The following is a 21,695-nucleotide window of genomic DNA, read 5'->3' on the forward strand; positions in this document are numbered from 1 at the left end:
TATGATACTTCCAATCATTATGGCAGGCGGCTCAGGCACACGTTTATGGCCATTATCACGCGGTAACTACCCAAAACAATTTTTAAAGTTGCATGGTGAAAACACCATGCTGCAAGAGACTATTTTAAGATTAAATGGTCTTGAACATGCACCCGCGATGTTAATTTGTAATGAAGAGCACCGTTTTATTGCCGCAGAGCAAGTTCGTCAAATAGGAGCTGCACATAGCGGCATCTTCTTAGAGCCAGTGGGTCGTAATACCGCGCCTGCTATTGCGTTAGCCGCTTTCAAAGCAGTTGAAGATAATCAAGATGCGCTATTGCTTGTTCTAGCTGCTGACCACGTCATTGAAAACCAAGCTGCTTTCCAAGAAAGTGTTAACAAAGCAACATTGTTAGCAGAGCAAGGTAAATTAGTGACCTTTGGTATTGTTGGCAATACGCCCGAAACGGGTTATGGCTATATTAAGCGTGGTGCTGAAGTTGAACACGGCTTTGTTGTTGATAGCTTTGTCGAAAAACCAAATTTTGAAACAGCGCAAGAATATATTGCCAGTGGTAACTATTACTGGAATAGCGGCATGTTCTTGTTTAAAGCAAGTCGCTACCTTGAAGAGCTAAAAGCATTTCGTCCAGATATTTATGAAGCGTGTGAAAAAGCAGTTCAAGTACAAAATAATGACATGGACTTTGTGCGCGTAGATAAAGAAGCATTTGAAGCATGCCCAGATGAATCTGTTGATTATGCTGTGATGGAACACACACAGGATGCTGTTGTAGTACCAATGGATGCAAACTGGAATGATGTAGGCGGCTTTGCAGCATTATGGGAAGTGTCTGAGCAAGATGAAAATGGTAACGCTTTCATCGGTGACGTCAAATCTGTTGATACAAAGAACACGCTAGTATTTGGTGAAGACAAGCTAGTGACAACTGTAGGTGTTGAAGACTTAGTCATCGTTAATACAAAAGATGCTGTACTAGTTGCTCATAAAGACGAATCTCAAAAAGTAAAACAAATTGTTAACCAATTAAAATTGGACGAACGCTCAGAGATGACATTCCACCGAGAAGTATACCGTCCTTGGGGTAAATACGACTCAGTAGATAACGGTGAGCGCTTCCAAGTAAAACGTATCACGGTTAAACCAGGTGCAAAACTATCTGTGCAAATGCACCACCACAGAGCTGAGCATTGGATTGTGGTTTCTGGTACTGCAAAAGTACAAATCGATGATACCGAGCAGTTTGTGACTGAAAATGAATCAGTATACATTCCTATTACCGCGGTTCATGCACTAGAAAACCCTGGCAAAGTAGATTTAGAGCTTATTGAAGTGCAGTCAGGCTCTTATTTAGGCGAAGACGACATTGTGCGTTTTGAAGACCGTTACGGAAGAGTGAAAGGTTAAGTTATGAATACAAGATCAGTCATTCAGACAAGTGGTATTGCATTCGGTACTAGTGGTGCCAGAGGCCTTGTTGCCGATTTTACACCAGAAGTGTGTGCAGCCTTTTCAATTGCGTTCGCTCAGAGTATTAAAAGTGAATTCGCATTTAATACAATGGCCATTGCAATTGATAATCGCCCGAGCAGTTTTGATATCGCCAAAGCCTGCGCAGCAGGTTTAAAGCAACTAAATATAGACGTTGTTTATTACGGTGTGGTTCCTACTCCGGCGCTTGCTTATACAGCGATGCAAGACAATATGCCTTGTATTATGGTTACAGGCAGCCATATTCCATTTGATAGAAATGGCTTAAAGTTCTACCGTCCTGATGGTGAAATCACCAAACAAGATGAGCAAGCCATTCTGAGTGCTGATTTTGATTTTGCTGACTTGAATCTGGTCGACATCAGTCTACCGATAAGTGATAAAGCAAAAAATGCTTATACCACTCGATATACACACCTGTTTAACGAAGAGACGTTAGCAGGTAAGCGAGTGGGCATTTATGAGCACTCGAGTGCAGGTAGAGATATTTATAAATCATTATTTGAGCAATTGGGCGCAGAGGTTATTTGCCTAGGTCGCAGTGATGAATTTATCCCAATCGATACTGAGGCTGTATCAGATGAAGATAAACAAAGAGCCAAAGAGTGGGTCAGTGAATATCGCCTAGATATGTTGTTCTCAACAGATGGTGATGGCGATAGACCACTCGTTGCTGGTGAAGATGGTGAGTGGCTAAGGGGTGATATTTTAGGTCTGCTTTGTAGTCAAGCGCTCTCAATAGAAGCACTCGCAACCCCTGTTAGCTGTAATACCGCCATTGAGCTGTCTGGTAGCTTTAAAACCGTAACCAGAACAAAAATAGGCTCACCTTATGTCATTGAGGCTTTTGCAGAGTTAAGCAAAACTTATCAGCGTGTAGCAGGTTTTGAAGCGAATGGTGGTTACTTACTGGCGAGTGATTTTGAATTTAATGGTAAACCTCTCAAAGCGCTGCCAACAAGAGATGCGGTATTGCCTGCGCTGATAGTAGCAACCATGGATGACAGCATAGCAAGCTCGCTAAAAGACTTACCACAACGCTTTACAGCGAGTGATAGGTTAAAAGACTTTGCGACAGAGAAGAGCAAGGTGCTGATAGCTGAGTTAAGTGAAAACCCGAATGAGTTTTTAGAAAGCTTAGGGTTAGGTAAAGTGAAGTCTGTTTGTAAAACAGATGGCTTAAGATTGACGGCAGAATGTGGTGATGTTGTTCACTTGAGACCTTCTGGTAATGCACCGGAGTTAAGATGTTATGTTGAGTCAACTGTCGAATCGATAGCGATTAACTTAATGTTAGGTGCTTTTTCTCAAATACAGAGTCTGAAATTATGAAGGTAAGTATTATTACTGTTTGCTATAACAGCGCAAAAACAATTGAAGACACAATTAATTCTGTCGCTTCTCAAACTTACCCAAATATAGAATATATAGTTATCGATGGTGCTTCGTCTGACGGTACTTTAGATATCCTAGAAAAAAGAAAAGAGCAAATTGACGTGGTCATCAGTGAGCCTGATAAAGGCATATATGATGCCATGAACAAGGGTATTAAAGTCGCTTCTGGTGATGTGGTGGGTATTTTAAACTCTGATGACTTTTTTTCTAGTGAAAAAAGTGTCGAACATCTGGTTAAATCTTTTTCAGAAGATGTGGATGCAGTATTTGGCGATCTAAAATATGTAAAACAAGAAAGCTCAGACCAGCTTTCAAGGATATACTCATCGTCAGGTTTTAAATTATGGAAGATGAGATTTGGCTTTATGGTTCCTCACCCTACTTTTTATGCTAGGAAAGAGCTGTTTGATAAATTTGGCTACTATAAGTTGAACTATCGCGTAGCAGCTGATTTTGAGCTTATGGCTCGTTTTTTTCTGCGTGGTATAAAGTATCAGAGGATTGATAAAATACTTGTTTCTATGCGAGAGGGCGGTATTAGCTCTTCGGGCCTAAAGTGGAGAATTCATCAAAATTCAGAAATAGTTAGAGCTTGCAGAGAAAATCATCTTTATACTAATTTAGTCCTGGTTGCTCTGAAGTTGCCATTTAAATTATTAAGCTTTTTTAAGAAAGAAAAGTAATGAAAAATATACTTTTGACAGGGGCAAGTGGCTTCATTGGTAAGCACCTATTTGAAAAAATAAAATTAAACTACCAAGTACATTTGTTGTTAAGAAGCCCATCAAAAATACATGAATATACTCATGTTTATGAAAATATTGATGCTAGTTCAGACTTTTCAACGGCATTGGGTAGTATTGATTGTGTGATTCATTTAGCTGCTAGAGCCCATATACTCAAGGAACAGGCTGCTTTGCCACTAGAACAGTTTAGAGCGGTGAATAGAGATCTGACTTTAAATTTGGCAAAGCAAGCTGCAAAAAATGGAGTAAAACGCTTCATATACATTAGCTCTATAGGTGTCAATGGTGTTTGTAATGAAAGCCCTTTTAAGTTTAGTGATGACCCGATGCCGGTTGATGATTATGCCTTGTCTAAATTAGAAGCAGAACAAGACCTTAGGTGCCTAGCTAAAGAAACGGGTATGGAGGTTGTGATTATTAGGCCTCCTTTAGTTTATGGCAAAGGTGCGCCAGGTAACTTTGAGCGTTTAGTTAAACTAACAAGTAGGAATTTACCTTTGCCTCTGGGTGCTATTAATAATAAGAGAAGCTTTGTCTCAGTTGATAATCTGACGGATTTGATAGTTACTTGCATAGACCACCCACAAGCTAAGAATGAGACTTTTCTTGTGAGTGATGATGAGGATGTGTCGACAAGTCAGCTGTTGGTAAAGATGCTAAGTGCTCAAGGTAAACCAAACATGTTGATACCAATTCCTGTTAATATCCTCAAACTTTTAGGGAGTATATTTAAAAGAAAAGCAGTTATCGAGCGTTTTACTAACTCCTTGACTGTCGATATTGAACATACTAAAAAAACATTGGGCTGGCTACCTCCAATATCTTTAGATGAAGGGATAGCTCGCTGTTTTAATGAGAATTATAAGGATAAATAACTTAATGTTGCGCATACTAGATTTCTTCTTAGCTTTATTTGGTTTGTTATTTGCTTTTCCATTTTTAGTTATTATTTACATCATTGGTTTATTTGATACTGGATCGCCCATATTTACTCAAGAAAGAGTGGGTCGTAACAAAAAACCTTTTACTTTAGTTAAGTTCAGAACAATGAAGGTTGAAACTGCGTCTGTTGCAAGTCATTTAGCAAGTACTGCTTCAATAACGCCTCTGGGTGGCTTTTTACGTAAAACTAAATTAGATGAGTTACCTCAGCTTTGGAATGTTTTAAAAGGTGAAATGAGCTTGGTCGGGCCTAGACCGGGTTTGTTCAATCAAGAAGAATTAACTGTTGCGCGAGATAAGCAAAAAGTATTTGATGTGCGCCCTGGAATTACTGGGCTATCACAAGTGAATGAAATAGACATGTCAACACCAGAGTTGTTAGCTAAAACTGATAGGGAAATGATAGAAACGATGAATATTGGTAACTACTTTAAATACATATTCATGACTGTTGGTGGTAAGGGATCTGGAGATAGAGTGAAGAAGCTGTAAGCGATCAGTTGCGAGTTAGCGAGATAAAAGTTAGCGAGTAAATATTAAGAAGCGCAATGTGATGTGGTAATTGCACCGCGCGTTTTTGTTGTAATGTAGGTCGTCATTTATGGCGACTGGTTTTAGTTGCTGACGGGCTGAAGCCTAGAGTTACAGGTTTTAGCAGTTGCGAGTTAGCTATGTTTAAAGTTGGCGAGATTATCTTGTTTCAGGGTCTATGAGTACACCATAGATTTCGAAACAAATTCGGAATGACGGGGTTGTTGTCACCCAGAACTTGTTTCAGGGTCTGAAAAGCAATGGATTCCGAGACAAGTTCGGAAAGACGGGGAAGGTGGGGATTTACTAAGGCTACAATAGGTTGATTATTTAATAATTCTGAAATGACAGTTGTTGATTTTTTGTGTATATTTAATTTCTTCGACTAGTTAATAAGTCCGAGTTTTATTTATCAGGGATATACAGTGGATAGTTGGTTTAGAGCTTTATGTAATGCCTCTCGCTCAAAAAAGCGTTTTTTTACTCTTCTTATAGATTCTATTTTCATTTTTAGTGCTTTTTGGTTAGCACTCGTTGTTCGTTTAGATAGCTTCACTCCGTTTTTCGAATTAAGTAATTGGCTTTTATTGTCTATTTTACTCCCTACTAGCTTATTTGTTTTTGTCAATTTAGGCTTGTATAGAGCAGTTTTGCGGTATGTGGGTCTGCAGGTTGTTGGCGCAATTGTAATAGGTGCTGTAATTAGTACAGTTGTTTTGGTAATGAGTTCGTTTTTTACTCATGTATCAATACCTCGTACTATGCCTATCATCTATTCTTGGTTATTAATTTTATCTGTTGGTGGTTCACGCATCATGGTGAGAGCAATGCTAGGTAGAATTGCTACTGCCAACAAAACCCCAGTTGTTATTTATGGAGCGGGCTCTTCAGGTAGGCAACTAGCGCAGGCGATAGGTGTAGGGGAGGAATATTTTGTTAGTGCCTTTCTAGATGATGACAAATCAAAACAAGGTGCTATTTTGCAAGGTATACCTGTTATACAGTTTGAAGGTATTTTTAGTCTAATTGAGAGAAAAAAAGCTAAGAAAATTCTGCTAGCAATGCCAAGTGAAAGTAGGGCTAGAAGAAAAGAAATATTAGCGCAGCTAGAAAACCTACCGCTCGAAGTCTTAACTATTCCAGGCATGGTAGATATAGTTGAAGGCAGAGCCACGCTTGATGAAATTAAAGATGTTGAAATCGAAGATTTATTAGGTCGAGATCCAGTTTCACCTAAGCAAGATTTACTTGATGCAAATATCAAAGCTAAATCTGTTATGGTGACAGGTGCCGGCGGTTCAATTGGTTCTGAGTTGTGTCGTCAAATCATAAAGCAAAAACCTAAAAAGCTCATTTTATTTGAGCTGAGTGAATTTGCACTTTACTCAATTGAAAAAGAATTAAGTGAAACTATTAATTCTTTTGGGTTAGATATTGAGTTGATCCCTATCATGGGCTCTGTACAACACATTAATCGCTTAGAAACCTGTATGATTGCGTTTGGTGTACAAACGGTTTATCACGCTGCGGCATATAAGCATGTGCCTTTGGTTGAGCACAATGTTGTTGAAGGAGTGCGCAATAATGTATTTGGCACTTATTACTCAGCAAAAGCAGCAATTAATGCCAAAGTTGAAACTTTTGTTTTGGTGAGTACAGATAAAGCAGTTCGCCCAACTAATGTAATGGGTACCACTAAGCGCATGGCAGAACTTTGTTTGCAGGGCTTGGCTCAGAACAAAGAAAAGGGTGTTCATAAAACTCGTTTCTGTATGGTGCGTTTTGGCAATGTATTAGGTTCTTCAGGTTCTGTAGTTCCTTTATTCAGAAGACAGATAAAAGAAGGCGGGCCAATTACTTTAACTCATCCTGATATTACTCGTTTTTTTATGACCATCCCTGAGGCCGCTCAGCTAGTTATTCAAGCTGGGGCTATGGGTAAAGGTGGCGATGTTTTTGTTCTCGATATGGGTGAATCTGTAAAGATTAAAGATTTGGCTACTAAGATGGTGCATTTATCTGGTCTTGAGGTTAAAACCGAATCTAACCCTCATGGAGATATCGAGATTAAATGCACAGGTCTGCGACCTGGTGAAAAGCTTTATGAAGAGTTATTGATTGGAGATAACGTCGAAAACACAACTCATGAGCGCATTATGACTGCTAAAGAGGTAATGCTACCACTTGCTGAGTTGAATGTTTTTTTAGAAGCGTTAGATATTGCTTGCCATAATTTTGAACATGAAAAAATTCGCCAGCTATTGTTAGACGCACCTACAGGGTTTAATCCAACAGATGGAATTTGTGATTTAGTTTGGAATGCAAAAGCTACAAGTGTTGAGCAAGAAATTGTTGAAGATAGGAAAGTTGTTAGTTTTAAGTAATTATTTAGCTAGTTACAAGTTAGCGAGTTAGCTAGTTAGCTAGTTACAAGTTAGCGAGTTAGCTAGATACAAGTTGGCGAGTTAGCTAGATACAAGTTGGCGAGTTAGCTAGAGCAAAGTTTGCGGGTTGACTAAAATTAAGTTGTAGTTTTTATCAGGGATTGATATGAGATTTGAAGATCTAGAAGTTTGGCGTCGCTCATTAGCTTTAAGTTGTTCAGTTTATAAGGCTTTTAAGTTATCTAAAGAATATGGACTAAAAGATCAAATTACACGTTCCAGTTTATCTATTCCCTCTAATATTGCTGAAGGTTATGAAAGAATTACAGCTAAAGATTGCATTAAGTTTTTATCTTATGCGAAAGGAAGTTGCGGTGAATTACGTACTCAACTCTATATTGCTAGAGAAATTAATGAATTATCTCAAGATTGTGCAAATGCTTGGATTGCAGAAACTGAGCAATTATCAAAAATGATAGGTGGACTCATGAAATCTATTTCACGTACAATTTGATCGCAACTCGCAACTCGCAACTCGCAACTCGCAACTCGCAACTCGCAACTCGCAACTCGCAACTCGCAACTCGCAACTCGCAACTCGCAACTCGCAACTCGCAACTCGCAACTCGCAACTCGCAACTCGTCCTTTCCGCTTTCCGCTTTCAGTGTTATATTGCTTTTACAATTTTGGAACAAATAATAACCGCTTGGACTTAGGATTTATGTCTAAACTACTCCCTTTGCTCGCATCAGGCTTAGTTGCTATTGCTGCGCCTAGTTTTGCCGATGAGCCTCTTAAAACATACCGTAACTTTACGGGCTTTACTGGCTTAATAAATACAAATAACGCTGAAGTGCTTGAATCCGGTAATATTGATTTTAGCTACAATAATATGCTTGATTATAAAGCGGTTAAGTATATGGATGGTCATAATTTCGCTTTTTCTGCAGGATTGTTTGATGGGTTAGAAGTAAGTGGTTTTATTGCTGCTAACTCAATGCATGATAACTTTTTTAATTATGAAGTGGAAAAACAAAAGCAAATCCGTGATTTATCATTCAATGCTAAGTATAAAATCCCATTTATTCCAAAAGAATGGCTTAGTGTTGCTTTAGGGAGTAAAGATATTGGTGGCGCTGCAAATAACTATCGAACTCACTTTGCTGTTGCTTCAAAAGAATGGTCTGACTTTAGGTTTTCATTAGGTGCTGCGAAAAGCGATCATGCAACAGGTATGATGAATGGCGCGTTTGGTGGTGTAGAGTGGATGCCGCTTGATTGGTTTGCATTGCAAGTAGAGCATGATGCCGAAGCGGTAAACGCTGCTGTGCGCTTAACAGTGCCGAAAGAGTGGCTATTTGATATTGGTGAACTTACTTTTACTAGCCGTTTTTATAGTAATACAGACTATTCAGAAAATGACAGCACATATTATGGCGTTAACTTTACTATGCCGTTATCTAGCCAGGCACGTAAAAACTACAAAGAAATTAAACCTGCGCCTGCTATTGTTGTAGCGAAAAACTCAGAGCCTTCTGACTTATCTAAGTCAATCGTTATTAACGAAAGAGCGCCAGAGCTTAAAAAAACAGAGATTACTAAAGTAGACAAATCGGAAGCTGATAGCGCTCAGGTTAAGAATACACAAAACGTTTCTTTGAGCAGCCAAGTACACCGTTTAAAACTGGCTTTAATTGAAGATGGGTTTGAAAATATCAGTATTGGGTTTAACGAAACGCCAAGTGTTGTGGTTAAGTTCGAGAACAGAGTATTTAATCGTAATGACCTAGATGCATTGGGTCTTGTGATGGGTCGAATCGGTGAGTTCATTACCAAAGAGCATGCGCGCTTCTTAATTCAGTTAGAGAAAAGCGATATTGGTTTATTGAATATTCAAGGCTCTGTTGATAACTATCGTCAGTTTATAGCTGAAGGTGTAAGCCCAGATCTTGATGTTCGCCAAGGTAGTGTTGCAACGCCATCTGGCATGATGTGGGTGGGCAATACCGCAGAGCAAAGCCCATACTTTCTACCTCGGGTTACTTTCTCTCCTGCACTGGCTGCAACTTATGCAACTGAGCTAGGTGTATATGATTTTTCATTGGCGCTTCGTGCTGATGTTGAAGTACCGCTTTGGAAAGGCGCTGGTGTAAATGTGACTATGCAAAAAGTGGTTGCGGATACTGAAGATTTTGAGAAGGGCGATACATTCAATGGGCGCCGTTTAAAAGGCGGGCTTGATCAAGCCGTTTTCTATCAAGCGTTTGAACTCCCGTTTAATATTTATAACCTGACGCAAGTGGGTATGTTCAGAAACTACCATGAATATTATGGTGTGATTAATGAAACAACTTGGATAAGCCCAGGTGGTCGCCATCAGCTAAGTGCAAATATCGCTAAATTTGAGTATCAAGATTATGATGCTTCTCGTGATTATTATTTAGCTGAATATCAATATAATTGGTCAGAGCAAGATATCACGCTTCATGCCAGTATGGGTAAATTCTGGGCCCTTGATGAAGGTGTAAAAGTAGAGAGTCGTTTCTGGTTTGGTGATAGCTATATTGCTATTTACGCAGCTGATACAGCTGCTCAACAAGTAGGTATTGCGTTCAGTATTCCATTGAGCCCACGTAAAGACATGTCAGTTACGCCATATGGGCAAATTAAAGGCAATGAAGCTTGGCGTCATGGGGTAACAACGCGTGTTGGTGAGTCGCATAATGCCTTGGTGAGAGGTCAAGCTTCGAAAATGTATACGCGCATTAACATGGAACGCACATTCTTGAATCAAGGCCGAAATTCTAGCAGTTATGTATATGCGAATTTAGCGAGATTAAGAGAAGCTTATTTGACGTATAAGTAAGTGTTTAAAAGTTATAAGTTGTAAGTTAGCGAGCGTAAAGTTTGCTAGTCTACGAGTCTAGAATAAGGCGCGGTTCATTTTTGGTGAAGCGCGCTTTTTTATGCGTGACATAAAGTCAGCGCCTACAATCGTGCAAAATATACGTTGCGAAGCAAAGTTACTTTTGCACAAGGGCGAAACGCGTCTTGAGGCTTGCGAGTGCGCGCAGCAAGACTAGCGTTGAGCGTGAGGCCTAATCGTGCAAAATACACGTTGCGAAGCAAGGTTATTTTTGCGCAAGGTGAATTAAGCCGTTTTAAAAAGTGCCAAGATATTCTCAAGCTACATGGAAGTATTACAACTCAGCTCTTATTAAGACCGAAACGAAGTTTCGCAGCACGAGGAGGTGAGGGTATGGATACCCGATGGGCGAAGCTACATGGATGTAAAACAACACTGCATCCAGAACTTTCCATTTATAGTGCGCGCAGCAAGACTAGCGTTGAGCGTGAGGCCTAATCGTGCAAAATACACGTTGCGAAGCAAGGTTATTTTTGCGCAAGGTGAATTAAGCCGTTTTAAAAAGTGCCAAGATATTCTCAAGCTACATGGAAGTATTACAACTCAGCTCTTATTAAGACCGAAACGAAGTTTCGCAGCACGAGGAGGTGAGGGTATGGATACCCGATGGGCGAAGCTACATGGATGTAAAACAACACAGCATCCAGAACTTTTCATTTATAGTGCACGCAGCAAGACTAGCGTTGAGCGCAAGGTTAAATGAGCAACTTTAGTCGCTGCTATAGAGTACTCAATCTGTATTGGTAGGCAGTTATTTATGGCCCAAAGTATTTTATTCGGTAGCACCGACTTTATGTCGGGTAATTCTATTTATAGGGGAGTTATAAAACCCTTGTTGCGTTAAAGCACACCCCACAGGCGTTTTATTTCCATTTTATAAAGCTACAAATTTTTATTTTTATATAACTAGATGAAATCATGACATTTCCTATACTTAAATTATAAATGTAATGTCCAAGGACTTTGTATGGCAAAAATAACAGTAGTTGGCACAGGTTATGTCGGTCTATCTAATACGCTTTTGCTTGCAAAAAATAATCAGGTTACAGCGTTAGATATAGACGAGACACGCGTAGCAAAGCTCAAGCAAAGAATAGCACCGTTCTCAGACAAAGACATTGAACAGGTCTTGCTTAATAATGAAATTCAATTCGAAGCTACAACGAATAAACTGCAGGCTTTGACCGATGCAGAGTATGTCGTTGTTGCAACACCCACAGACTATGACCCTGAAACGAACTTCTTTAATACTGCTTCAGTCGAAGCTGTGATTGATGATGTTAAATGTTTAAACCCAAATGCCATTGTTATAATTAAATCTACTGTGCCTGTGGGTTTTACTGAACGTATGAAGGCAGAAAAATGTTGGGGAAATATAATTTTTTCACCTGAGTTTTTAAGAGAAGGCAGAGCGCTTTTCGATAACCTGTATCCTTCACGGATCATTGTTGGTGAGAAGTCCGAGCGAGCAGAAAAATTTGCATCACTGCTACAACAAGCTGCATTAAAAGATGATGTAAAAGTGCTGCTTCTCCCTTCCACTGAGGCGGAAGCGATTAAGTTATTTTCAAATACTTATCTTGCAATGCGAGTTGCCTATTTCAATGAGCTTGATAGTTATGCTGAGTCTTTCGGATTATGCTCAAAGGAGATTATTGAAGGCGTTGGCTTAGATCCCAGAATTGGTGACCATTATAACAACCCCTCATTTGGTTATGGTGGGTATTGTTTGCCTAAAGATACTAAGCAGCTGTTGGCAAACTATGAAATAGTTCCTAACAACATGATAAAGGCGATTGTAGATGCAAACCGCACCCGCAAAGACTTTGTAGCTGAAAGTGTCTTAAAATTTAAACCGAATACCGTTGGCATATATAGACTCGTTATGAAAACAGGCTCTGATAACTTTAGGGCTTCTGCTATACAGGGAATAATGAAGCGCATAAAGGCAGAGGGCATAGAGGTAATTATTTATGAGCCTAGTTTAGAAGAAGATAGTTTTTACAATTCAAAAGTTATTTCTTCACTTGAAGAACTAAAACAAAAAAGTGATGTGATCTTATCAAACCGAATGGTCGAAGAGCTTAGAGATGTTGAACATAAAGTGTATACAAGGGATATTTTTGGGTGTGATTGAAGATGAGCGAAAAGCTGGAAGCTGAAAGAATAAAGTTAGTGTATTTCTCAATGCACTTCTAAAAGTGGTTGGTTTTGTGATTATGTAGGTATTTATTTTCGTGCAAAATACACGTTGCGAAGCAAGGTTATTTTTGCGCAAGGTGAAATGAGTAACTTTAACAGTTGCAATGGAGTACTCAATCTGTAGTTTTATCATCGTTCATGGCGGCAAGTTGTTTTACGTTTCGGTAGCACCGACTTTATGTCGGGTAATTCAATTTATAGCATCAATTTAAAAGCCTTGTTGCGCTAAAGCACAACGTACTTTATGTCGGGTTCTTGAGGCATTATTAAATTCACTTCTCCACCAACCATCGCTTTCTTCACTTTACCCATGCCTTTAACTCAGATATTGTTGCTCTTGTTTTAAAAAGGAGCGCATTATGCCAAATGGAGATGGCGAAATAATTATAAAACACCATGGTGCAAACCAAGGGGTAACCGGTTCTTGTCATGAGCTGGTTATCAGCGAGCTATCTAGCTTGCTCATTGATTGCGGCTTGTTTCAAGGAGGAGAATCACGGCAATCTCTAAGTATCGAATTTGATATACAAACCGTCTCAGCGCTTATCATCACCCATTGTCATATTGATCATGTTGGGCGTATTCCTTATTTGTTGGCCGCAGGTTTTTCCAAGCCAATTTATTGTACCCCTGCAACCGCCAAATTATTACCGCTAGTGATAGAAGATGCACTGAAAGTTGGCGTGACACGAGAACAAGCATTAATTAATACTTGTCTAAATTTGTTACAAAAACTGATTGTGCCTATAGAGTTTAATCAATGGCATAAAGTTAATTTAAGCTGCGAGTCTGAGGCAAAAATACGATTTCAGCGTGCAGGTCACATACTAGGTTCTGCGTATGTTGAAATCGATGTAGGGCAATGTCATGAACAATCCCAAAAAACCAAGCGAATAGTTTTTTCTGGTGACTTGGGTGCGCCTTACACGCCTCTTTTACCTTCGCCAAAACCTCCTTATAAAGCCGATGTGCTAGTGCTTGAGTCGACTTATGGTGATAAAAACCATGATGGCAGAAAACAGCGTACTGAAAAGCTAAAACAAGTGATTGAGAAAGCTGTTAGCGATAACGGTGTTGTACTTATACCTGCTTTCAGCATTGGTCGAACTCAAGAGCTACTCTATGAGTTAGAACAAATTATTCATAACGCATCTAAAAAGTCAGTGTGGCAGAGTATCGAAGTCATTATCGACTCACCCATGGCTGCCAATTTCACTGAATTTTATTTGGAGTTTAAAGAACTGTGGGATGCCGAAGCCAAGCGCCGTGTAAAACAAGGTCGTCACCCTTTGGACTTTTCTAGTGTTGTCACAATAGGCGATCATAAAGAGCATGTTGCAGTGGTGAATTATCTAAGAACGCGAAATAAGCCTGCGATTGTGATCGCTGCTGGTGGTATGTGTAATGGCGGTCGTATCGTGAATTACTTAGAAGCATTTTTACCTAATTCTACAGCAGACGTATTATTTGTGGGTTATCAAGCTAAAGGCACTTTAGGGAGAGACATCCAGAAATATGGTACTAGAGGGGGTTATGTGTTTATTAATAACCAGCGTGTAAATATTAAGGCTGCGATTCACACTATCAGCGGTTACTCTGCCCATGCCGACCAAGCAGGTCTAATTCGGTTTGCCACTAAGATGAAAAGTCAGCCAAGCGTGATCAAGCTTGTACATGGTGATAAATCTGCAAAACAAGTACTTAAGAATAAGTTAGCGCCTTTATTACCAAAAACAGAAATACATATTTCTGAGTAAGGCTTTTAATAGTACTTTACGGGTTGTTATTCGACTCGAAAGCCCGTTAAAATAACAAAAATGCCAAAGAATATGGCGATAAATAATAAATTGGACGAATTATGAAAGCAGTTATCCCAGTAGCGGGCCTAGGTACTCGCATGCTCCCTATGACGAAAGCCATTCCTAAAGAAATGCTCCCTTTAGTTGATAAGCCTCTTATTCAATACATTGTGAAAGAGTGCGTTGCTGCTGGTATTAAAGAGATAGTGTTAGTCACACACTCTTCTAAAAATGCCATTGAGAACCACTTCGATACAAGTTTTGAACTTGAAGCTACATTAGAAAAGCGTGTAAAACGTAAGCTTTTAGATGAAGTTCGCAGCATTTGCCCTGCTGATGTGACCATTATGCATGTGCGTCAAGGTGAAGCTAAGGGCCTAGGTCATGCAATTATGTGCGCGCGCCCAATTGTAGGTGAAGATGATTTTGTTGTGGTACTACCGGATGTAATTCTAGATGAGTACACGGCAGATCAAAGCTCTGAAAATTTAGCAGCTATGATTGCTCGTTTCAAAGAGTCAAGTGCTAGCCAAATCATGCTTGAGCCTGTAGCACAAGAAGATGTGAGCAAGTACGGTATTGCTGATATCAACGGTGCTGAGCTAAGTGCTGGTGAAAGTGCGCCTATCAAAACCATGGTCGAAAAGCCTGCAGTTGAAGATGCACCTTCAAACCTAGCTGTTGTTGGTCGTTATGTGTTGTCTAAAAACATTTGGCCACTCCTTAAGAAAACACCTATTGGCGCAGGTGGTGAAATTCAACTAACTGATGCCATCGATATGCTAATGGAGCAAGAGACAGTAGAAGCGTTCCATATGAGCGGTCGAGTACACGATTGCGGTGATAAAATGGGTTACCTAAAAGCCATTGTTGAATATGCAATGCGTGACGAAGCGTTAGGTCCTGAGTTCACAAAGTTTGTGAAGAGCCTTTGATTCGGTAAAGCCGATTTATCGTGCAAAATACACGTTGCGAAGCAAGGTTACTTTTGCGCAAGTTGAAATGAGCAAATTTAACAACTGCAATGAAGCACTCAATCAACAGACCGTGATATAAAATCGCTGCTACCGAAGTGTTTTAATCTTATGTAGGTCGCCATTTATGGCGACAAAAATGCAAACACAAAAAAGCCGAGCTGAGCTCGGCTTTGTTATAAGAGACCTAATAAGTAGGGTAGAAATTACTTATATTGTGCGTCTAGTGTCACACCAGAGAAAGTGCTGTAAGCACGTAAACCAATGTGCCAAGTACCTGCTTGTGGGTTTGTGAACGTACAAGTTTCAGCATTACCGTTTTTGTACGGACGACAATCGTAAGTTGAAGTGGTTGGTTGGCTACCTTGTCTAACATATAGGTCAGCATCACCAGAACCACCAGACATAGTCACTGTGAAGCTTGTCATACCTGCAGGGATTTCAACTGTTTTGTAAACCCAATTGCCACGGCTTGCAGAAAGGTTCGTTTCAGTGATACCACCTGGTTGAGGACCTACAGAACCAGCAGTTAAATCACCTTGTAAGCTTACGCCTGTGTATGCAGAGTAACCTTGAAGCATGACGTGATACGTGCCAGCTGCTGGGTTATCAATGGTACATACTTCGTTGTTACCGCCTTTATAAGGGCGACAGTCGTATGACGATGTAGTCGGCTTGCTACCAGCTTTAACATAAAGGTCAGCATCACCAGTGCCACCGCTCATAGTAAATGTTACTTTGCTTGTGTTTGCTGGTACTTCCATTGTGTAGAAGTCTTGGCCGCCTTGTGAACCGCTAAGGCCTGTTTTAGCTTCGCCATCTGCAAGTACTTTGTCGCCTACTGGTGGCTCAACTACACCGCCTGATGCTTCAGCAACTGCTGCAGCTGCATCGATAATACCCGTACCACAGTTGTTACAAGTCGCACCGAAGCTCTTAGTCGTATTTTTAAGAATTGTTTCAATCTCATCAGGCGTCGCTGAAGGCTTAGCTTGTTTGATTAGTGCCGCTACACCTGCAACATGAGGCGCTGCCATTGATGTACCTTGAGAATATGCATAGCTGTCAGAGCTTGGTGTTGTTGAACCTGAGTTGTAAGTAGATAAAACACCTTCAGGGTCATTTGCAAAGCTTTGAGCGCCACCTGGTGCTGCAACGTCAATGTTTGAACCATAGTTTGAGTAGTAAGCACGACCACCGTTACGACCTACTGCAGCAACGTTCACTACGCCAGAACAGTTACCTGGGTTGTAGTTTGCTGAATTGTCGTTGTCGTTACCTGCTGCAATAACAACCACAGCACCATTTGCACGCGCTTGGTTGATAGCATTTTGCGTTGTTGAACTACACGCACCGCTGCCACCTAAACTCATGTTGATTACGTCAGCTGGGTTAGGGTTTGCAGGCACGCCAGACACTGAGCCACCTGCAGCCCAGATAATACCGTCAGCGATATCAGACGTTAAACCACCACATTTACCAAGTACACGTACAGGCACAACTTTTGAGTCATAAGCAACACCAACAACCCCTTCGCCATTGTTTGCTACAGCCGCAACCGTACCCGCAACGTGTGTACCGTGCCAGCTTGAACCTTGTGCACCGTGTGTGTATCCACATTCGTTTGCAGAAATCGCATCACCTGGATCGCTCGCGTCTGAATCACGACCACCACCGTCATTAGCAACGAGCGTGTTTGAGATCATGTCATAACCAGGTAGTAGGTTAGCGTTCAGATCTGCGTGAGGGCGGTAACCTGTATCAAGTACGGCAACTACAACGCCAGCACCGGTTGCGCTATCCCATGCAGCTGGAGCGTTAATGCCTGCTGTATTTTCAAAATAGTGCCACTGATCAGAGTACTGTGGATCATTTGGAGTCGCAGTTGGTTTTAGCATTTGGTCAATTTCGATGTATTCAACATTGCCAGATGCTGCAATTTCTTGCATTAATTCGTTTGCTTCAAGCGCTGATAGTTTTTTGTTAACACGCATTACGTGGTGGTTGCTTAACGCCATTGCACGAACATACTGAGGTGTTACTTTTGCTTTTTTACTTTTAAAGTTCTTAACAAAAGATTTTGCACGTTGGTTCATCATTGCTGGAGAAAGATCTCCGAATTCAGCTGACATCATCATTTGCTGTTGCATGTTGTCTTTATATTTGATGATGAACTGAGTGCCAAGCGTTGACTGGCTTTTTAGTTTTGCCGCTGTTTGGTTAACAGAAGGTGTGTTTACTTGGTCTTGAAAAGGTAAAGCTGAAACTGAACCTGCTACCATCGCAGAGGCCATTGCTAGGCTAAGTGCGCCTAATTTAAATGGTGTTTTTATTGTCATAATAGTTTCCCAATAGTCACTTGTTGTTTTTCTTCGCCAAACTGCGGCGAGAAAGAAAAGTAAAATAAAAGTTAATTTTTTGAAAGGGGAAGTTTGGTTATTAGTGTATGCGCAATGGTTATATGCAGATGGATAAACGTCTTTTAAAGTTTAAATGGTGTTGATTATTAAGGTTTTTTTAAGTTTAAATGAAAATTTAGAGTTTTAACTAGTAATGTAAACATATGTAAATGATTGGTGGTTTTGTGTTAATTTTATGCTTGTTTGCACAAAAGACCCTCCATCAAGGTATAATCCTCTCCGATTTCGGCTAAACAGAGAAAAATATGTTGCAATACGACGTGGTGATTATTGGTGCAGGTGCTGCAGGTTTAATGTGTGCAGCTCAGGCTGGCTATCGAGGCAGACGCGTTGCAGTTGTTGATATGGGCAAAAAGCCAGGTCGTAAAATCTTGATCAGTGGCGGTGGACGTTGCAACTTTACCAACGAGGGTGCAAGTCCTGCTAATTATTTGTGTGGCAACCCGCATTTCGTGAAGTCTTGTTTAAGCCGTTATACACAACATGACTTTATAGAACTTGTTGACCGTCATGGGCTTGCCTACCATCATAAAACCTTAGGTCAGTTGTTTTGCGACAATAGCGCACAAGATATCGTTGATATTCTCATGACAGAATGTGAATGGGCGGGCGTTGAATTACACCTCAGAAATGAAGTATTAAGCGTCTCTGAATTAGCTGAAGGCGGTTATCAGGTAACTACCTCTGAGAGTGTCTTTACCTGTGAGTCGCTGGTTGTAGCTGCTGGTGGCTTAACTATGCCGAAACTAGGCGCTACGCCGATTGGTTATAAAATCGCAGAGCAATTTAATTTAAAGGTGTTGCCGACAATGGCGGCACTTGTGCCTTTCACCTTACATGATCATGATAAAACACGGTTTGATGGTTTATCAGGGGTGAGCATTCCATGTTTGGTCTCGAGTGAATGCGGCACTGAATTTAGAGAAAATATTTTATTTACGCACCGTGGTTTATCAGGGCCCGCTATTTTGCAAATCTCTTCGTTTTGGCGAGCAGGGCAAGCGGTAACCATTAACTTATTGCCTGACCTTCAATTAGATGAAGCTATTCATCAATGGCGCAAAGAACAAGGCAGTAAGTCTTTGAAGAATACTTTGTCTAACATTTTGCCAAAGCGCTTTGTTGAAGTGTTAATCAACGAACAAGCTATTCCAGACAAAGCATTGAATCAATTAACACACACTGAAATTGATGAAATTGCAAAATACATTCACCAGTGGCAGATCAAACCTAACGGCACAGAAGGCTACAGAACAGCCGAAGTGACCTTAGGTGGTGTAGACACCGATGAGTTAAGCTCAAAGACATTTGAATCGAAAAAGCAAAAAGGCTTGTACTTTATCGGTGAAGTAACCGATGTGACTGGTTGGCTCGGAGGCTACAACTTCCAGTATGCGTGGAGCTGTGGTTGGGCATGCGGGCAAGCTTGTTAGCTCTTCGGCATAAATTACGGCCTACAGAATACAAAACCAAGCTCCTGTAGGTTGTGCTTTAGCGCAACAAAATGTTTAAATCTTGCTGATTTAAATTACCCGACATAAAGTCGGTGCTACCGAAATGAAAAATACTTTGTCGCCATAAGACGACCTAAAAACTACAGATTAAGTACTCCATTGCAGCTGTTAAGATTGCTCATTTCACCTTGCGCAAAAGCAACCTTGCTTCGCAACGTATATTTTGCACGATAATGTCGCCATAAATGGCGACCTACAGATAACTAAAAAATTACCTGTAGGTTGTGCTTTAGCGCGACAACTTTATTGATGTAATACAACACTCAAAGGTAAGGTTAGCCCTATATATTCAACTCATTATTCAATGCCATGGCTGCCGAGCGATTAGGGGCATTTAACTTCTCTAAAATCTTCGCGACATGGTTCTTCACCGTATATTGGCTGATCCCTAAGATCATACCAATCTCTCCATTTGTTTTGCCTGATGATATCCAATCTAACACTTCTTTTTCACGCCCTGTAAGTAAATGAATAGGTGAATTAAATGCCCGCATTGACTCATATCTAAACAGCTGTGCTTTATGTAGATAGGGTAAAATGAGCTCGATCAGATAAGACGCTGGGGCCGATGTGTTTGAGCGTTTGTTATTAAAAGCCACTAAAGTTACAAATCCAGAGTCTTGGTTATCTAAATCATATGTCGCGATATCAGATAACGGGTTTCTCGCTTTTGCATAGCTTTTTAATAAATTCACATTGTTTAATTTAGTGCAATTGATGGTTTTTAGTAGTTGTTGTTGTTGGTTAGGTGAGTATCCGATTGAATAATCAGTTTTAACAGATAGATTCGACTTATCAATTAATGCGATGTATAGCGCTTCTTTTTCAGCAAAAAACATAACTTCTTCAAAAATAGTGAGATCAAAAGAACGGTCCTTTATAGATGTTTTTAACAGCTCTATGGCCTTTAAAATACTTGATAGCTCTTCAGTACAACCCAAAAACATGTGCATTCTCCTTAAAATACGATGTCAAGGTAATGAATTTATTCATATTAATTCTGCAGACAGTGCAGTAACTAAATTCATATTTAATTAATCGCGTGATTAATTAAAGCATGGATGCGGAATTGATAGCAATTAAAAGTGAAGAAATTGTGAATGAAAAAAAATAAATCGCTGATCTCGAGTAATTGTCATAAAACTGGGTGTGAAACAAGCAAAATTGGGCCGCATAGACGGATATAAGTAATTTTTATGTAATCTAATAATGAAGTTGAGTGAGGTGATAACAGATAATTCAAGCTCTCTGTTTTTGCGACATGAGTGATAGATGGTCCTATCAGACTATACGAAGTGTCAACGCATATGGTTAGACTTAACAGGCGATTGAAAGGGATCAAGGTGTAATATGATTGAAAGATTACGGCGACCATCGTCATGGCCATTTTATTTTACTGTGCTAATTTATGCTGCATTGATTTGGTTACAAGGCCTCTCCAACTCACTGTTGCAAATAGTTCATGAATTTGAGATCGCATTAACGATGGCATTAGGCTCTTTTGTGGCTGGTGGCACAGCTTTAGGTGGAGGAGCGGTTGCTTTTCCTGTGATGACCAAGGTTTTAGCTATAGATCCCGCTACTGCTAAAGTGTTTTCTCTGGCTATACAGAGCTTTGGTATGACTGCGGCAGCAATCACCATTTTTTGCCGTCGCATTCCTATTTATACCAACATCGTGTTTATGGCATTGCCTATGTCGGCTTTAGGCGTGGCGATCAGTTTGTTGTACGTGGCTCCTTTCGCGCCGAGATTATTGGTTAAATCGATTTTCAGTTTTCTACTCTTGTGTTTCGCCATTACCATGGTGCTGCGCTGGTGGCGAAAAGCACATCATCAACCGAGTGCTGAGCATATAAAGCCTAGCCTAGGACGATTTTTATTAGTTGGATTTGTTGGCGGCATTGCTAGCGGTTTAGTGGGGTCTGGTTCTGATATCGCATTATTTGCTTTGCTTATCATTGCCTACCAAGCCGACATTAAAAAAGCCACTGCAACCTCTGTGGTGGTGATGGCATTTACTTCACTGGTGGGCAGTGCCATTAATGCCTGGCATCTCAATACGATTACGCCAGAAATTGAACAGTATTTATTAGCTGCAATTCCCATTGTTGTCGTCGGCGCACCGCTCGGTGCTTATGTGTGTTCAAAAGTGAAAGTTGGCCAATTAGTCAGTTTTTTACTGTTGTTAATCAGCCTAGAAGTCTTCTTTACAGGTTATGAACTATGGCAGCAGTAAAAACAATCTTTAACTGGCACTCGCAATCAAGAGAGTTAGCATAAGTATCTATTCTATAAATAAAAAAATAAACTTTAGTTGACTAAATAATGAACTTTATATTTAATTAACCAGTTGGTTAATTAAAT

15 protein-coding genes are annotated in these 21,695 nt (G+C 40.2%); 13 read left to right on the top strand and 2 right to left on the bottom strand.

Annotation, left to right across the window (positions count from 1 at the left end):
• The first annotated feature begins 1 nt into the window (after nt 1).
• From AAEU28_RS07260 to galU, 11 genes are all read left to right on the top strand, one after another.
• A complete protein-coding gene (locus AAEU28_RS07260) occupies nt 2–1,411 on the top strand; it encodes a mannose-1-phosphate guanylyltransferase/mannose-6-phosphate isomerase (protein WP_421963529.1) in 1,410 nt (469 codons plus the stop codon).
• 3 nt (nt 1,412–1,414) lie between these two features.
• The gene (locus AAEU28_RS07265) at nt 1,415–2,827 is read left to right on the top strand and encodes a phosphomannomutase (RefSeq protein ID WP_421963530.1); all 1,413 of its coding nucleotides are present in this window, start codon (nt 1,415–1,417) and stop codon (nt 2,825–2,827) included.
• Nucleotides 2,824–3,573 carry a glycosyltransferase family 2 protein gene (locus AAEU28_RS07270; RefSeq protein ID WP_421963531.1) on the top strand — a complete coding sequence of 250 codons (750 nt, stop codon included), beginning with the start codon at nt 2,824–2,826 and terminating at the stop codon, nt 3,571–3,573. Before AAEU28_RS07265 ends, AAEU28_RS07270 begins: the two co-directional genes overlap by 4 nt.
• Nucleotides 3,573–4,511 carry a UDP-glucose 4-epimerase family protein gene (locus AAEU28_RS07275; protein ID WP_421963532.1) on the top strand — a complete coding sequence of 313 codons (939 nt, stop codon included), beginning with the start codon at nt 3,573–3,575 and terminating at the stop codon, nt 4,509–4,511. Before AAEU28_RS07270 ends, AAEU28_RS07275 begins: the two co-directional genes overlap by 1 nt.
• 4 nt (nt 4,512–4,515) lie before the next feature.
• Nucleotides 4,516–5,070, top strand: coding sequence for a sugar transferase (locus tag AAEU28_RS07280; protein WP_421963533.1), 555 nt, complete (start codon nt 4,516–4,518; stop codon nt 5,068–5,070).
• Between the two features lie 464 nt (nt 5,071–5,534).
• On the top strand, nt 5,535–7,493 hold the full coding sequence (locus AAEU28_RS07285; protein WP_421963534.1) for a polysaccharide biosynthesis protein: 1,959 nt from the start codon (nt 5,535–5,537) through the stop codon (nt 7,491–7,493).
• Between the two features lie 166 nt (nt 7,494–7,659).
• Complete coding sequence (locus AAEU28_RS07290) at nt 7,660–8,007, top strand: four helix bundle protein (protein ID WP_421963535.1); 348 nt, start codon at nt 7,660–7,662, stop codon at nt 8,005–8,007.
• 208 nt (nt 8,008–8,215) lie between these two features.
• Nucleotides 8,216–10,360, top strand: coding sequence for a YjbH domain-containing protein (locus AAEU28_RS07295; protein ID WP_421963536.1), 2,145 nt, complete (start codon nt 8,216–8,218; stop codon nt 10,358–10,360).
• Between the two features lie 1,027 nt (nt 10,361–11,387).
• Nucleotides 11,388–12,557, top strand: a complete 1,170-nt coding sequence (locus AAEU28_RS07300; protein WP_421963537.1) for a nucleotide sugar dehydrogenase — start codon at nt 11,388–11,390, stop codon at nt 12,555–12,557.
• Between the two features lie 445 nt (nt 12,558–13,002).
• Nucleotides 13,003–14,379: an MBL fold metallo-hydrolase RNA specificity domain-containing protein gene (locus AAEU28_RS07305; RefSeq protein WP_421963860.1), complete on the top strand. Its 1,377-nt coding sequence runs from the start codon at nt 13,003–13,005 to the stop codon at nt 14,377–14,379.
• A 101-nt stretch (nt 14,380–14,480) separates the two neighbouring features.
• Nucleotides 14,481–15,356, top strand: a complete 876-nt coding sequence (galU, locus tag AAEU28_RS07310) for a UTP--glucose-1-phosphate uridylyltransferase GalU (RefSeq protein WP_421963538.1) — start codon at nt 14,481–14,483, stop codon at nt 15,354–15,356.
• Nucleotides 15,357–15,601: 245 nt separating this feature from the next.
• Here the strand turns inward: galU and AAEU28_RS07315 are convergent, their stop codons facing one another.
• Nucleotides 15,602–17,734, bottom strand: a complete 2,133-nt coding sequence (locus tag AAEU28_RS07315; protein ID WP_421963539.1) for a S8 family peptidase — start codon at nt 17,732–17,734, stop codon at nt 15,602–15,604.
• Between the two features lie 326 nt (nt 17,735–18,060).
• Here AAEU28_RS07315 and AAEU28_RS07320 point away from each other — a divergent pair, with 326 nt between their 5' ends.
• Nucleotides 18,061–19,248, top strand: coding sequence for an NAD(P)/FAD-dependent oxidoreductase (locus AAEU28_RS07320; protein ID WP_421963540.1), 1,188 nt, complete (start codon nt 18,061–18,063; stop codon nt 19,246–19,248).
• 362 nt (nt 19,249–19,610) lie between these two features.
• Here AAEU28_RS07320 and AAEU28_RS07325 read toward each other — a convergent pair whose 3' ends face one another.
• On the bottom strand, nt 19,611–20,276 hold the full coding sequence (locus AAEU28_RS07325; protein WP_421963541.1) for a helix-turn-helix domain-containing protein: 666 nt from the start codon (nt 20,274–20,276) through the stop codon (nt 19,611–19,613).
• A gap of 403 nt (nt 20,277–20,679) precedes the next feature.
• On the opposite strand from AAEU28_RS07325, the gene AAEU28_RS07330 reads away from it, so the two are divergent.
• Nucleotides 20,680–21,567 (top strand): sulfite exporter TauE/SafE family protein, encoded by an 888-nt coding sequence (locus AAEU28_RS07330; protein ID WP_421963542.1) that lies wholly within the window; start codon nt 20,680–20,682, stop codon nt 21,565–21,567.
• Nucleotides 21,568–21,695: the final 128 nt, after the last annotated feature.

Source organism: Pseudoalteromonas sp. SS15 (assembly GCF_049257195.1).
Taxonomy (GTDB): Bacteria; Pseudomonadota; Gammaproteobacteria; order Enterobacterales; family Alteromonadaceae; genus Pseudoalteromonas.

Excerpts from the sequence above, each read along its gene's own strand:
- AAEU28_RS07260 (WP_421963529.1), top strand. The coding sequence starts at position 2 with ATGATACTTCCAATCATTATGGCAGGCGGCTCAGGCACACGTTTATGG.
- AAEU28_RS07265 (WP_421963530.1), top strand. The coding sequence starts at position 1,415 with ATGAATACAAGATCAGTCATTCAGACAAGTGGTATTGCATTCGGTACT.
- AAEU28_RS07270 (WP_421963531.1), top strand. The coding sequence starts at position 2,824 with ATGAAGGTAAGTATTATTACTGTTTGCTATAACAGCGCAAAAACAATT.
- AAEU28_RS07275 (WP_421963532.1), top strand. The coding sequence starts at position 3,573 with ATGAAAAATATACTTTTGACAGGGGCAAGTGGCTTCATTGGTAAGCAC.
- AAEU28_RS07280 (WP_421963533.1), top strand. The coding sequence starts at position 4,516 with ATGTTGCGCATACTAGATTTCTTCTTAGCTTTATTTGGTTTGTTATTT.
- AAEU28_RS07290 (WP_421963535.1), top strand. The coding sequence starts at position 7,660 with ATGAGATTTGAAGATCTAGAAGTTTGGCGTCGCTCATTAGCTTTAAGT.
- AAEU28_RS07295 (WP_421963536.1), top strand. The coding sequence starts at position 8,216 with ATGTCTAAACTACTCCCTTTGCTCGCATCAGGCTTAGTTGCTATTGCT.
- AAEU28_RS07300 (WP_421963537.1), top strand. The coding sequence starts at position 11,388 with ATGGCAAAAATAACAGTAGTTGGCACAGGTTATGTCGGTCTATCTAAT.
- galU (WP_421963538.1), top strand. The coding sequence starts at position 14,481 with ATGAAAGCAGTTATCCCAGTAGCGGGCCTAGGTACTCGCATGCTCCCT.
- AAEU28_RS07315 (WP_421963539.1), bottom strand. The coding sequence starts at position 17,734 with ATGACAATAAAAACACCATTTAAATTAGGCGCACTTAGCCTAGCAATG.
- AAEU28_RS07320 (WP_421963540.1), top strand. The coding sequence starts at position 18,061 with ATGTTGCAATACGACGTGGTGATTATTGGTGCAGGTGCTGCAGGTTTA.
- AAEU28_RS07325 (WP_421963541.1), bottom strand. The coding sequence starts at position 20,276 with ATGTTTTTGGGTTGTACTGAAGAGCTATCAAGTATTTTAAAGGCCATA.
- AAEU28_RS07330 (WP_421963542.1), top strand. The coding sequence starts at position 20,680 with ATGATTGAAAGATTACGGCGACCATCGTCATGGCCATTTTATTTTACT.